The sequence below is a fragment of the Arthrobacter sp. K4-10C genome (assembly GCF_059090085.1).
The window spans coordinates 38,349-51,767 of record NZ_JBNHFI010000002.1 but is presented as its reverse complement, the minus strand read 5'-3'; the positions used below and the strand labels follow the sequence as shown (position 1 = coordinate 51,767).

Here is a 13,419-nt window from a genome sequence, read left to right as displayed (position 1 = left end):
CTCAGCCGATGCTCAGCGCGATGCCGTCGAGGATGTCGTGCTCGCTGGCTGTCGCGGTGCTGATCCGGCCACCGCTAAGCTCGCGGAGGCGTTCGAGGATCCGGCGCCATACCAGTCCCCCGGCGCCGATGACATCCACGCGGCCGGGGTGCATGTACGGCAGCCCTGCGCGTTCGGACCTGACCATCTCCAGGAGTTCCGTTGAGGCGGCGCGGACGGTATCAATGGGGAGCTCGGCGCCGTGGATCACGTCCGGAGTGTATTCGGGCAAGCGGAGCGCGTGGGCGGTGATGGTGGTAATGGAGCCGGCAACGCCGACGACGGCGGTGGCGCGTTCCAGCGGAACGTCCTGTCCTGCACGGGCGATGGCTGCGTCCACGTCGGCTTCCGCCGCCGCTATCTGTTCGGCGGTGGGCGGATCGTTCCGCAGGTGCCGTTCGGTCAGCCGGACGCAGCCGATGTCTACTGACTTCGCCGCGGTGACGCCTTGTGCGGTGCCCAGGACGAACTCCGTGCTGCCGCCGCCCAGATCCACGACCAGCACCTCGTGGCCGTCCAGGATAGGCAGGACGCTGCTGGCGCCGGCAAAGGACAGTGCGGCTTCCTCGTCCCCGGAAATCACTTCCGGTTCCACGCCCAGGAGGTGGCGGATTCCGTCCACGAAGACGTCCCGGTTGCGGGCATCCCGGCTGGCGGAGGTTGCCACGAAGCGGACTGCCTCGGCCCCGTGGTGGCGGATCAGCTGTGCGTAATCGGCGGTGGCAGCGAACGTGCGTTCAAGTGCGCCGGGGGCAAGTTCGCCGGTGGCGTCCACGCCCTCTCCCAGCCGGACCACGCGCATCTCACGGACCACGTCGGTGAGGCTGGTGGTGCCGTTGCTGCGCTTGATGTCGGCGATCAGAAGGCGGATCGAATTGGTGCCGCAGTCGATGGCGGCGACGCGCGTCATTGGGCGGCCTCGGCCTGGGTGGCGGAATTCCGCACCGGGGCGGGGCGGCCAACGATGTCCGGCAGGCCCTGCGGCCCGTGCCGGCTGAGGTCCTTGGAGGGAGCGTCCCCGGTGGTGTCCCAGGCGCCCTCGCAGTAGCATCTGTCCACGGTCCACCACTCGCTGATCTGAAGCAGCGCCTCGTCCCCGAGGGGATTTACCCCCGGCCCGGCCGCGAGCGACTGCCCCACCAGGACATGGAGGCATTTGACGCGGGTAGGCATGCCCCCGGCAGAGATTCCATCGATTTCGGGAACTGCGCCGATGCCGGACCGCCGGCCGATTGCGTCCCTTGCTGCCAGGTACGCGTCGTGCGCGGCACGGTAGGCGGCGGCCAGGCCGGGGTCGTCGGCCAGCTGCTCGTTCATGGTGTTCATGACGCCTGCGGCTTCAAGCCTGGAGACCGCGGACGTGATCACGGGGTGGGTCAGGTAGAAGGTGGTGGGGAACGGGGTGCCATTGCTTAGCCGCGGCGCCGTTGCCGCCACGAGCGGGTTGCCGCAAACGCAGCGGGCAGGGATTTCCACCACATCGCGGACCGGCCGTCCCAGCTGCCGGCTCAGTACTTCAAGGTCGTGTGCTGATGGTTGGCGGGATTCATCCCGGGCGGCTGCCGTGTTGTGTTCCACTCTCGCGGGCCGTCCTTCCTTTTGCGGTTCAGTCTGTGGCCGCGCGCTCGATGGACTCCCACAGGGAATCCACCCACGGCAGATCGGCGGGGTCTTGTGCTGCTGCACCGGTCTGGCCGCTGGCGTCTCCTGCAGGCAAGTCGCTGCCAAAGACCCAGTAGCCGGTTTCGCCCGGCATAACCATGTTAATGCGGTCCCGGGCCTGCTGTTTCACGTAGTTGGGGTCCTGCCAGCGGGAGACCTGCTGGCGGAGCCGGTCGCCTTCGGCCTCCCGCGCGGCGATGTCGGCATTGAGCGCCTCGATTTCAGCCTTCTTGTCGAAGAAGATCTTGACGGTGGGCGCCAACATGATGGTGATGGCGACCATCACCACGGCCAGTGCCAGCATCCGGCCGGAAAATGCCTTCGCCGGAACAGGCTGCTGGTGGTCGTCGGCGGAAGGGCCGGAGGCCGCGCCGCCCTTGCCGCCGGACGGGGCGCCAGCTGTGTCGCGGGGACGTACTGTGTCGCGGGGACCAGCTGTGTCGCGGGTGCCAGCTGTGTCATCGCCAGCGGCCGTGGCTGGGCGTTCCCGGCTTGGTTTGTCCTTGGCCGAACCGAAGTCCGCCTGGATGACGTCGGCACCGTCGGAGGAATCCCTGGCTGGACGGGCGGGGCTGACCTTGGGGACTTGGGGACGGCGGGTAGCCATGACACTCCTGAACGCGGCCTGCCTGCGGCCGCCACTGTCTGTGCTGAACAACAAAACGGCGCTGCACAGCAACCGGGCTGACGTGTGCTGCAAAAACAATAACGGTGGCTATGGTCTTTCAACCATAGCCACCGGTCATTGGTTTACGCGGCTACTAGCCCTTGAAACGCGGGAACGCGCTGCGGCCTGCGTAGCGTGCGGCGTCGTCGAGCTCCTCTTCGATGCGCAGCAGCTGGTTGTACTTCGCGACGCGTTCGGAGCGGGCCGGTGCGCCGGTCTTGATCTGGCCGGCGTTGGTTGCCACCGAGATGTCGGCGATGGTGGTGTCCTCGGTCTCGCCGGAGCGGTGGGAGGTGATGGTGGTGTAGCCGGCGCGCTGGGCCAGGCTGACGGCGTCCAGCGTCTCCGTCAGGGAGCCGATCTGGTTGACCTTGACCAGCAGCGAGTTGGCGGTCCGGGTGTCGATGCCGCGCTGCAGTATGGAGGGGTTGGTGACGAACAGGTCGTCGCCCACCAGCTGGACCTTGTCACCGATGGCGTCGGTGAGGGTCTTCCAGCCATCCCAGTCGTTCTCGTCCAGCGGGTCCTCGATGGACACCAGCGGGTAGTCGGACACGAGTTCCGTGTAGTAGGCGCTCATCTCGGTGGAGCTCAGCGACTTGCCCTCGAACTGATAGGCACCGTCCTTGAAGAACTCGGAGGATGCGACGTCCAGCGCCAGTGCGATGTCCTTGCCCGGGGTGTAGCCGGCGTTCTTGATGGCTTCCTGGATCAGGTCCAGCGCAGCACGGTTGGAGGGCAGGTTCGGGGCGAAGCCGCCTTCGTCGCCCAGGCCCGTGGACAGGCCCTTTTCCTTCAGCACCGACTTGAGGTTGTGGTAAACCTCCACGCCCCAGCGCAGGCCCTCGGAGAAGGTCTCGGCGCCGATGGGGGCGATCATGAATTCCTGGATGTCGACGTCGGAGTCCGCGTGGGAGCCGCCGTTCAGGATGTTCATCAACGGCACGGGCAGGACGTGCGCATTCGGGCCGCCCAGGTACTTGTAGAGGGGCAGGTCGGCAGAGGCGGCAGCTGCGTTGGCCACGGCGAGGGAAACACCCAGGATGGCGTTGGCGCCCAGCTTGCCCTTGTTGGGGGTGCCGTCCAGGTCCAGCATGGCCTGGTCGATGCTGCGCTGGTCGGTGGCGTCGAAGCCGGTCAGGGCCGGAGCGATCTGGTCGAGGATCGCGTCGACAGCCTTCTGTACGCCCTTGCCGAGGTAACGGCCCTTGTCGCCGTCACGCAGCTCAACAGCCTCGTGCTCACCGGTGGAAGCGCCGGAGGGTACTGCTGCACGGCCGATCTGGCCGTCGGAAAGCAGGACCTCAACTTCTACGGTCGGGTTGCCACGGGAATCGAGGATCTCGCGTGCGTGGATGGCATCGATAAGCGCCATGAATTTGCTCCTTATGGGCGATTAACGGGGGGAATCTAGCGGAAAACTCGACGTACTCGTCACGGACTAGCGTAGTCGAGAGTGGTGCGGGTTACGGAAACCTGTCCGGCCCCGGACGTCATGATGGTGTTGGTATCAGGATTTCCCCTGCTGGTAGCGGCGGACAGCACCGCGCAGTGCACGTTCGGCGTCGAAGCCGGCCTCATGCGCCGAGCGTACGACGGCGAGCAGCAGCTCCCCCAGTTCCTCCTCCGTTTCGGGGATGGGGGCTTCCGCGGGCAAAGGGGCTTGTGCGCGGGCCGCACGGTCCACAGACTTCTGGGCACGCGCAAGTGCGGGAAGGGCGTGTGGAATGCCGTCGAAATGGCTGGCACGGGCAGGATGTTCCGCCCGTTTGACGGCGTCCCACTTTTGCACGATTTCCTCAACCGTTGCGGGAAAGGTGTCCTGCAACGAGCCGTCAGGCCGGAAAACGTGCGGGTTCCGGCGGACCATCTTGGCAGCCAGGCCGCGGGCGACGTCGTCGAACGTGAAAGCACCGCGCTCCTGGGCGAGCCGGGCGTGCAGCACCACCTGCAGCAGTACGTCACCCAGCTCTCCCCGGAGTTCGGCGTCGGGATTGCCTGTCTCGATGGTTTCGGCCACTTCGTAGGCCTCCTCGAGGAGGTATTCCACCAGTGAGGCGTGCGTCAGGGCACCCATCCAGGGGCAGTGCTCGCGCAGCTGGCCTATGACGGTCACCAGCCGCTCAGCGGGAGTTTCAGCCAAGGTTTGCATAGGCGTCGTTGATGTACTCCACCAGCGCTTCCTTCTCCTCCAGCGGCAGGAAGGAGGCCTCCGCGGCGTTCAGGGTGATCTCAAGCAGGTCATCGAGGTCGTAGTCGAAAGTTTCCACCAGGAGCTCGAACTCGTCCGTGAGGGTGACGCCGCTCATCAGCCGGTTGTCCGTGTTGATGGTGACGTTGAAGCCAAGCTGGTACAGCATGTCCAGCGGGTGGCTGTCGATGCCGTCGCCGAACGCGGCAATTGCACCGGTCTGCAGGTTCGAGGAGGGGCAGATTTCCAGGGCGATGCCGCGGTCGCGGATCCAGCTCGAGAGGTCGCCCAGGGTGACCAGGCCAATGGTGTCCTCTCCACCTTCGGAGGAGCCGTCGTCGAATTCCACCATGATGTCCTCGGCGATCCGCACGCCGTGGCCCAGCCGCAGCGCGCGGCCGTCCACGAGCGCGGACTGGATGCTTTCCAGCCCGGCGGCTTCGCCGGCGTGGACGGTGGCGGGGAAGTTCTGCTGCGCCAGGTAGGTGAAGGCGTCCTTGAAGCGCGCCGGCAGGAAGCCGTCTTCCGCGCCGGCGATGTCGAAGCCGACGGCACCGCGGTTGCGGTGGCGGACGGCGAGCTCGGCGATCTCCTGGCCACGGTCGGCATGGCGCATCGCCGTGATCAGCTGGCCCACCTGGATTTCGCGGCCGCTCTCCCCCACCGCCTCCACGCCGGCCTCAAGGCCTTCCTGCACCGCTTCAACGGCTTCGTCGAGCGTGAGGCCCTTCTGCAGGTGCTGTTCGGGGGCCCACCGCACTTCGCCGTACACCACGCCGTCGTCTGCCAGGTCCTCGACGAATTCCTTGGCGACCCGGAACAGGCCTTCGTGCGTCTGCATGACCGCGACCGTGTGGTCGAAGGTTTCAAGGTAGCGGACCAGCGAGCCGGAGTCTGCGGATTCACGGAACCACTGGCCCAGGGCCACGGGATCGGTGGACGGAAGGGTGTGCCCGACGCCCTTGGCCAGATCGATGATGGTTGCCGGACGGAGGCCTCCGTCCAGGTGGTCGTGAAGCGAAACCTTGGGCAGGCTCTTCAGGTCAAAATCGATGGCAGGGGCAGCGTCAACAATAGGCTCAGTCACGTTCCCACCTTAGGGTGGGCAGGGGCGCAAAGCCAGCCGCTAGGTTGCTGCCGGTCCGTCTGCGGACGGGGCGAGCAGGGTGGAGCCGGCCTGGCCGTTAAGGGCGCCGGAGGGACCGCCGTCGAGCCATTCATCCACTTCTTTGGCGTCGTTGCGGGCCAGGTGTTTGTGCCACCAGCGGAGCACGTGGTCGATGAGAATTCCCAGGAGGATAGCGAAGACGACCGCGATGCCGGCACTGAGCAGGGGGTTGTGGTGCAGCCAGGGGAAGGAACTGGCCAGCAGACCGATGCCGATGGAGTAGCCCACCCAGGTGATGCAGGCAAAGGCGTCCAGCAGGAAAAACCTGCGGTGCGCGAAGCCGGTGCTTCCGGCCACGTAGTTAACGGCTACCCGGCCCCAGGGGATGTACCGGGCGGTGAAGATCAATACCGCCCCGCGTTTGTCCAGTTCGTAGCGTGCCCAGCCGAAGGCCTTCTTCGCCTTGGGCCGGCGCATCCATTTCCAGCGGTCAAGCCCGATCCGGCGTCCCAGCATGAAGGCCATGTTGTCGCCGGCGATGGCCCCGACCAGTGCGGTGCTTCCCAGGATCCAGAGGTTGGGTTCCCCGCTGTGCCTGGCGAAGGCCGCCAGCGCCACGATGAGGGTTTCGCTCGGGACCACCATGGCAAAGCCGTCCACGAAGAAAAAAACAAGCAGGACGGGGTAAATCCACCACTGGCCCGCTGCATGGAGCACGGCCTCATTAACAAACTCCACGCGGTCTTGCTCCTGACAATGATGACGCAGCCATAGCGACGCTGCCGTAGCGGAAATCGTTCCTAAGTGTCCCATGGCCGGGGCGTCGTTCGCTACGCCCCGGCCCCGGGAACACCCTTCACGCTATCCCCGCCAGCCGCCCCTGCGCGTCGTCCCTGCGGGTGATATTTCCGGTGCCCGTCAGGCCTCGGGTTCCCGCATCCGTTCGACGACGGGAGTCGTCCGGCGGATGCGGTTGATCACCACGTCCACCACGATGCCGAGCGCCACGGCGCACACGATGGCGATGACGGCGCCCAGCAGGTGGTTCTCCTCGAACCATTGGCCGAAAAACAGCCCGATCCCCACGGAGTACCCCGCCCAGAGGACGGCCGAAAGTGTTGTGAGGCCGATGAAACGGAGGTGGTTGTACTGCGTTGCCCCGGCTGTCAGGTTCACGGCCACCCGGCCGATGGGCACGAACCGGGCAACGAGGATGAGCGAGGCGGGGCGTTTCCGGAGTTCCCCGCCGGCCCAGCGGAAGGCGCTTTGCATGCGTGGACGGCGCATCCACGACCAGCGGGTGGTGCCAACCCGGCGCCCTATCAGGTAGGCGATGTTGTCCCCGGAGAAGGCGCCCAAAGCAGCCACCAACACCAGGAGCCACGGGTTGGGGACGTCCGCCGTGGCAGCCACGGCGGACAACCCCACCACCACGGATTCGCTGGGAATGGGGGGAAAGAAGCCGTCAATGATGCAGCACGCCAGCACCAGGAAAAGCACCCAGGGCTGCCCGGCTGCGGCGAGGATGAAGTCATTGACGGCCTGCATGATCCCCTATGCTATGCGGTCCAGGATCAGCCGCTGCGCCGGCCTTGATCCTTCGGGGGCGATGACCACAGCGTGTTCCAGGGCTTCCCTGGCGCGCGCAAACCGTTCCGGGGTGTCCGTGAGCAGGGTCATCAGCGGTTCGCCGGCCCGCACCATTGCGCCGGGTTTGGCATGCATCCGGACGCCTGCCCCTGCCTGCACCGCATCTTCCTTGCGCGCGCGTCCCGCACCCAGTCGCCACGCGGCAATGCCCACGGCCAGGGCGTCGAGTTCCACAAGCACCCCGTCCGCAGGGGCGTAGACCGTTTCGGACTCACGTGCCACCGGCAGCTTGGCGCGGGGATCGCCGCCCTGCGCCTCGATCATCCGGTTCCACACGTCCATGGCACGGCCGTCTTTCAGCGCGGCCGCAGGATCGGCGCCGGGTACGCCTGCAGCGGTGAGCATTTCCTCGGCGAGCCTGACCGTCAGCTCCACCACGTCGGCGGGGCCGCCGCCCGCCAGGACTTCCACGGATTCCTCCACCTCAATGGCGTTTCCGGCCGTGAGTCCCAGCGGGGTGTCCATGTTGGTCAGCAGGGCCACCGTGTTGACGCTGGCATCCTTTCCGAGGGCCACCATGGTCTCGGCAAGCTCCCGTGCGGAGGCTTCGTCCTTCATGAAGGCGCCGCTGCCCACCTTGACGTCGAGCACCAGGGAGCCGGTTCCTTCGGCGATCTTCTTGCTCATGATGGACGAGGCGATCAGCGGAATGGCTTCCACGGTTCCTGTGACGTCCCGCAGGGCATACAGCTTCTTGTCGGCGGGTGCCAGGCCGGCGCCGGCGGCGCAGATCACGGCGCCCACGTCCTGCAGCTGGGCCAGCATTTCCTCGTTGCGGAGGGATGCACGCCAGCCGGGGATGGACTCCAGCTTGTCCAGGGTCCCGCCGGTGTGTCCCAGGCCGCGGCCGGAGAGCTGCGGCACGGCGACGCCGAACACTGCCACCAGCGGAGCCAGCGGCAGGGTGATCTTGTCCCCGACACCGCCGGTCGAATGCTTGTCCGAGGTGTATTTCAGGCCACCGTCGGGCCGGCGGAGGCTGGAGAAGTCCATCGTCTCGCCGGAGGCGATCATCGCGGCGGTCCAGCGGGCAATCTCCGTACGGTTCATGCCGTTCAGCAGGATTGCCATGTTGAGCGCGGCCATCTGTTCGTCCGCGATGGCACCCCGGGTGTAGGCATCAATGGTCCAGTCGATTTGTTTGGGGCTCAGTGTGCCCTTGTCCCGCTTGGTGCGGATGATGTCCACTGCATCGAATGCTTCGGCGGTGTTGTTCGCTGCGCGGGTCTCTGTCACCGTGTCTCCTCCAGGTGTTCGGGACCGAAGGCGTCAGGCAGCACCTGGTCCATGGTCTTGATACCCCGGGTGGTCATGAGTTCCATGTCCGGGGCGCGGAATTCGTAGAGAAGCTGCCGGCAACGGCCGCAGGGCATCAGGATGTTGCCGCCGCCGTCCACGCAGTAGAACGCGCGCAGCAGCCCGCCGCCTGTCATCTGCAGGTTGCCCACCAATGCGCACTCGGCACAGAGGGTGAGCCCGTAGCTGGCGTTTTCCACGTTGCAGCCGCTGACGATCCTCCCGTCGCCGGTGAGGGCCGCGGCCCCCACCGGAAATTTCGAGTAGGGCGCGTAGGCGTTCCGCATGGCGGCGACGGCGGCTGCCTCCAGGGCCTGCCAGTCCACCGCGGTTGTCTGGTCCACGGCGGTCATCCCTTGACGTACGGTATGCCGCTGGCTGCTGGTCCCCGGGACCTGCCCACGAGTCCGGCGACGGCGAGGACGGTCACCAGGTACGGCAGCATGGCCATGAACTGGCTGGGGACGGGGGTCCCGATGATAGTGACGATGCTCTGCAGGTTGTCCGCGAATCCGAAGAGGAGTGCCGCGAAGAATGCGCCGATCGGGTTCCACCGGCCAAAGATCAGGGCGGCGAGTGCGATGAACCCGCGGCCGCCGGAGATCTCCTTGGTGAAGCTGTCGATGGCCACCAGGGTGAAGAAGGAGCCACCGATCCCGGCGACGGCGCCACCCAGTGTGACGTTCCAGAAGCGGGTGGCGTTGACGTTGATGCCCAGGGTGTCGGCGGCCTGCGGGTGTTCGCCCACTGCCCGCACCCGGAGGCCCCACCGGGTTTTGAACAGGCCCACCCAGACCACCAGGACGGCAATGTACATCAGGTAACCCACCAGGGACTGCCGGAACAGGATGGGACCGATGATGGGGATACTGGACAGGACCGGAATCTCGATCGCATCCAGCCCGGGCGGGGAGTTGAACCGGGCGCTGTCCTCCTGCATGACGGTGCTGAACAGGAAGCCGGTGACGCCCGAGACGAGCACGTTCAAGACGACCCCGACGATGATCTGGTTCACAAGGTACCTGATGCTGAACAGTGCCAGCACCATGGACACGAGCGCTCCGGCGACGGCGGCGGCGAGGAGCCCGATGAACGGGTTCTGCGTCATGCTGGCCACGATCGCCGCCGTGAAGGCGCCGCCAAGCAGCTGGCCTTCGATGGCGATGTTGACCACGCCCACCCGTTCGCAGAGGACACCCGACAGCGAGCCGAACACCAGGGGAACGGCAAGGGTGACGGAGCCCGCGATCAGTCCGGCGAGTGAGATGCTCGGCGTACGGGCGCCGCCCACAACCCAGATGAGGAACGCCGCAACGAACAGGACGATGAAAGTCACCGGCAGCCAGCCTGGCGCGGGCCGGTCCTTCGTCTTGAGGTACACCGCGTAGGCGGCCAGACCCAGCATCAGGACGGACAGCACAGTGCCCCCGGCGGATGCGTTCACCGCAAGGGCGGGCAGCTGGAAGAAGTCCTCGCCGGTGGAGATGCCGAAGCTTGCTGTCTGGTTGGGGGCCAGGAGTCCGAAGAAGACCAGTGCTATCAGCCCGAAGGCGGCGAGCAGGACGGGAGTCTTCCAGCTGACAGGCTTGGCTGACAGGGCGGCGGCACCGGTGTCAGTTCCGGCAGGTTGCGGGGTACCCGGACGGGGGGACGAAACTGTTGTGCTCATGCTGCACCTCCGGTAGTGGCTGCCTGCCGCGACTTGGCCGGACGGGCGGGCTTCTTCCGCCGCGGGTTCAGGCCGAAGACCGCGCGGACCAGCGGCGGTGCCGCGATGAACAGGACAATCAGGGATTGGACCACCAGGACGATGTCGATGGGGGTGCCGGTCTGGATCTGCATCTGGACCGCTCCAGCGCGGAAGGCGCCGAACAGCAGGCCGGCGGCAAAGGTGCCCCACGGCGTCGAACGTCCCAGCAGCGCGACGGTGATGGCGTCAAACCCGTAGGTGGCGGCTACGCCGTCCGTGAGCACCTTCTCGGTTCCGGCCACCTGGGCAACGCCGGACATGCCGGCCAGCGCGCCTGCCAGGGCCATCACCAGGATGGTGGAGCGAGAGACGTTGATGCCGGCGGTCTGGGCTGCCTTCGGATTGGCGCCGACAGCCCGAAATTCGAAGCCGACGGTGGAACGGTTCAGCAGCCACCACACCAGGACAGTGGCCCCGATGGCCAGGATGAAGCCAAGGTGGAGCCGGTACTGGGTGCCGAAGATCTGCGGGTAGACGGCGGTGGGGTCAAGGATCGGGGAGATCGGGTTCGACTCCCCCGGGCGCTGGAACGCTGGCGTGTTCAGGAGATATCGCAGGAAATACAGTGCGATGTAGTTGAACATGATGGTGAGGATGACCTCGTGGGCACCGGTTCGGGCCTTGAGCACGCCCACCAGTCCGCCCCACAGGGCGCCGCCGGCGATGCCCGCCACCAGGACCAGGAGCAGGTGCAGGCCAAAGGGCAGGTGCAGCGCGAAACCGACCCACGCCGCGAAGATGCCGGCCACGATGATCTGGCCCTGGGCGCCGATGTTGAAGAGCCCTGCCCGGAATGCCAGTGCCACGCCAAGGCCGGCCGTGATGAGCGGCGTGGCGATGGTGAGCGTTTCCATGAAGGGCGCGAACTGGGCTGCCACACTGTTCCCGCGGGGGTTGAACACCGAGCCTTGGAACAGCGCAATATAGGAGCGGGTGGCGGCGTCCCAGACCGCGCCGAGGAAGTCCGCTGGCCGGGCGAAGAAGTAGGTGGAGGTGGTGGCCACCCGCTGGTCCGTGCTGGCGATCAGCAGACCGCCGATGATGAGGGCCAGCAGCACAGCAAGGACGGAGACCATGCCGCTGCCGGTGAAGATCCTGCGGAGCACGGTGTCCGGGCCGCCCGGAAGCTGCCCGCTTTGGGCGGTGGCGGGGACGGCGGAGGGCTCCATGGCACCGCCGGCAGTGTCAACGGAGACGACGGCGGCGGTTTCCTCTTCGGCCGGGCTGGCCTGGTGGTGCGGCTTGCCGGAAGGCGTGGCGCGGGGCCCTTCTCCGGCCACGTGCTTGGGGGGATGCTTGTCAGACATGGTCGTCTCCCTCGGCGTCTGGGGTGGCGGCTGTGGGTATGGCTGCGGCCGGTCCGGCCTGGGACGTGTGCGCGTGTTCCTCCGGGGGGATGCCGGCCATCATCAGGCCCAGGGTGTCGCGGCTGGTGCCGGCCGGAACGATGCCCACCAGCCTGCCCTTATAGAGGACCGCGATGCGGTCCGCCAGCTCCATCACCTCGTCCAGTTCGGTGGAGATGATCATGACGGGCGTTCCCTGGTCGCGCTCGGCCACGATCCGGCGGTGCAGGAACTCGATGGAGCCCACATCCACGCCGCGCGTGGGCTGGGAGGCGATGAACAGGCGCAGGGGCCGGGAGAGTTCACGCGCCATCACCACCTTCTGCTGGTTGCCGCCGGACAGCGTCCCGGCGGCCGCAGCAGCGGAAGGAGTGCGGACGTCGAACTCGCCGATGCGTGCCTGCGCGTTTTCGAGGATCTTCGCCGGGCTCATGCTGATGCCCTTGGCGAAGGGAGGCTTGTCGTATAGGTCCAGGACCAGGTTTTCGGCCACGGAGAAGGTGCCCACCAGGCCGTCCACCTTGCGGTCTTCCGGAACGAATCCGACGCCGGCCCTGAGGACTTCCTTGACGGTGCGGCCCAGGAGTTCCTGGCCGTCCAGGGTCACGGAGCCGGACACGCGCTCCTGCAGCCCCAAAATTGCTTCCGTCAGTTCGGTCTGGCCGTTGCCTTGGACCCCGGCGATGGCCAGGATTTCGCCCCGGGCGATGTGGAAGCTGAGTCCGTCAACCACATGCTGGCCGCTGGGGGCGATGACCGTGAGGTCGCGGACCTCAAAGGTTTTCTCCTGGGGTTTGGCGGGTTCCTTGTCCAGGTTCAGGCTCACTGCCCGGCCCACCATCATGGACGCCAGTTCCGTAGTGGGGGCGGTGGGTTCGGCGGAACCCACCACCTTTCCGCGGCGGATGACCGTGATGGTGTCCGAAACTTCCTTCACCTCCCGGAGTTTGTGCGAGATGAAGACGATCGAGGTGCCGCCGGCCTTGAGCTGGCGCATGATGTCAAGAAGTTCGTCGGTCTCCTGGGGTGTCAGCACAGCCGTGGGTTCGTCAAGGATCAGGACGTTGGCGTTGCGGACCAGGGCCTTGATGATCTCCACGCGCTGCTGGACACCAACGGGGAGGTCTTCCACCAAGGCATCGGGATCGACGTCGAAGCCGTACTGGTCTGAAATCTCCTTGATCCGGCGGCGGGTTTCGTCCAGGTTGAGGAAGCCTGCGGCCTTGGTGGGTTCCGCGCCCAGGGCCACGTTTTCGGCGACAGTGAAGACCGGCACAAGCATAAAGTGCTGGTGCACCATGCCGATGCCGGCAGCCATGGCGTCACCCGGGCCGCGGAAAGCCACCGGTTTGTCGTCGATCAGGATCTCGCCTTCGGAGGGCTCATACAGCCCGTACAGCACATTCATCAACGTGGATTTGCCGGCGCCGTTTTCGCCGAGCAGGCAGTGGATTTGTCCGGATTCAACCACCACGTCGATGTGGTCGTTCGCCAGCAGGGTGCCAAAGCGTTTGGTGATTCCTCTGAGTTCAAGTTTCAAAACTCTGACCAATCTCGAAGCGTCCAGTGATCCACTGGACGGGATATATGGCTGCAGCACCAGCCTAGTGGCTGCGGCCCGGGGAGGAGCGGGGGCTGGCCGGAATTACAGGCCAGCAAAAAGCGCCACCGCACAGCCGGTGCTGGACCGGCCGGGCGGTGGCGCTTTGC

Annotated in this window: 13 protein-coding genes; all 13 read right to left on the bottom strand. The window is 66.3% G+C overall.

Translation table 11 applies throughout. The features are described 5' to 3' along the window. Position 1 precedes the first annotated feature (1 nt). The 13 genes from AC5RUU_RS03005 to AC5RUU_RS02945 all read right to left on the bottom strand — a co-directional run bounded on the left by AC5RUU_RS03005 (position 2) and on the right by AC5RUU_RS02945 (position 13,249). Positions 2-949, bottom strand: coding sequence for a Ppx/GppA phosphatase family protein (locus tag AC5RUU_RS03005; RefSeq protein WP_493973734.1), 948 nt, complete (start codon positions 947-949; stop codon positions 2-4). Further along, positions 946-1,617 (bottom strand): DUF501 domain-containing protein, encoded by a 672-nt coding sequence (locus AC5RUU_RS03000; RefSeq protein WP_493973733.1) that lies wholly within the window; start codon positions 1,615-1,617, stop codon positions 946-948. Before AC5RUU_RS03000 ends, AC5RUU_RS03005 begins: the two co-directional genes overlap by 4 nt. Positions 1,618-1,645: 28 nt before the next feature. After that, the gene (locus AC5RUU_RS02995) at positions 1,646-2,308 is read right to left on the bottom strand and encodes an FtsB family cell division protein (protein WP_493973732.1); all 663 of its coding nucleotides are present in this window, start codon (positions 2,306-2,308) and stop codon (positions 1,646-1,648) included. 154 nt (positions 2,309-2,462) lie between these two features. Continuing rightward, positions 2,463-3,743, bottom strand: a complete 1,281-nt coding sequence (eno, locus tag AC5RUU_RS02990) for a phosphopyruvate hydratase (protein WP_493973731.1) — start codon at positions 3,741-3,743, stop codon at positions 2,463-2,465. A gap of 135 nt (positions 3,744-3,878) precedes the next feature. Beyond that, a complete protein-coding gene (locus tag AC5RUU_RS02985; protein ID WP_493974012.1) occupies positions 3,879-4,445 on the bottom strand; it encodes a MazG nucleotide pyrophosphohydrolase domain-containing protein in 567 nt (188 codons plus the stop codon). 58 nt (positions 4,446-4,503) lie between these two features. Continuing rightward, positions 4,504-5,646, bottom strand: coding sequence for an adenosine deaminase (locus AC5RUU_RS02980; RefSeq protein ID WP_493973730.1), 1,143 nt, complete (start codon positions 5,644-5,646; stop codon positions 4,504-4,506). A gap of 39 nt (positions 5,647-5,685) precedes the next feature. After that, complete coding sequence (locus tag AC5RUU_RS02975) at positions 5,686-6,405, bottom strand: DedA family protein (protein ID WP_493973729.1); 720 nt, start codon at positions 6,403-6,405, stop codon at positions 5,686-5,688. A gap of 180 nt (positions 6,406-6,585) precedes the next feature. Then, the gene (locus tag AC5RUU_RS02970; RefSeq protein WP_493973728.1) at positions 6,586-7,215 is read right to left on the bottom strand and encodes a DedA family protein; all 630 of its coding nucleotides are present in this window, start codon (positions 7,213-7,215) and stop codon (positions 6,586-6,588) included. 6 nt (positions 7,216-7,221) lie between these two features. Continuing rightward, a complete protein-coding gene (locus AC5RUU_RS02965) occupies positions 7,222-8,553 on the bottom strand; it encodes a thymidine phosphorylase (RefSeq protein ID WP_493973727.1) in 1,332 nt (443 codons plus the stop codon). After that, positions 8,550-8,966, bottom strand: coding sequence for a cytidine deaminase (locus AC5RUU_RS02960; RefSeq protein WP_493973726.1), 417 nt, complete (start codon positions 8,964-8,966; stop codon positions 8,550-8,552). Before AC5RUU_RS02960 ends, AC5RUU_RS02965 begins: the two co-directional genes overlap by 4 nt. Next, positions 8,963-10,282, bottom strand: a complete 1,320-nt coding sequence (locus AC5RUU_RS02955; protein ID WP_493973725.1) for an ABC transporter permease — start codon at positions 10,280-10,282, stop codon at positions 8,963-8,965. Before AC5RUU_RS02955 ends, AC5RUU_RS02960 begins: the two co-directional genes overlap by 4 nt. After that, positions 10,279-11,670 carry an ABC transporter permease gene (locus AC5RUU_RS02950; RefSeq protein ID WP_493973724.1) on the bottom strand — a complete coding sequence of 464 codons (1,392 nt, stop codon included), beginning with the start codon at positions 11,668-11,670 and terminating at the stop codon, positions 10,279-10,281. The genes AC5RUU_RS02955 and AC5RUU_RS02950 overlap by 4 nt, the downstream gene beginning before the upstream one ends. After that, positions 11,663-13,249 (bottom strand): ABC transporter ATP-binding protein, encoded by a 1,587-nt coding sequence (locus AC5RUU_RS02945; RefSeq protein ID WP_493973723.1) that lies wholly within the window; start codon positions 13,247-13,249, stop codon positions 11,663-11,665. Before AC5RUU_RS02945 ends, AC5RUU_RS02950 begins: the two co-directional genes overlap by 8 nt. Positions 13,250-13,419: the final 170 nt, after the last annotated feature.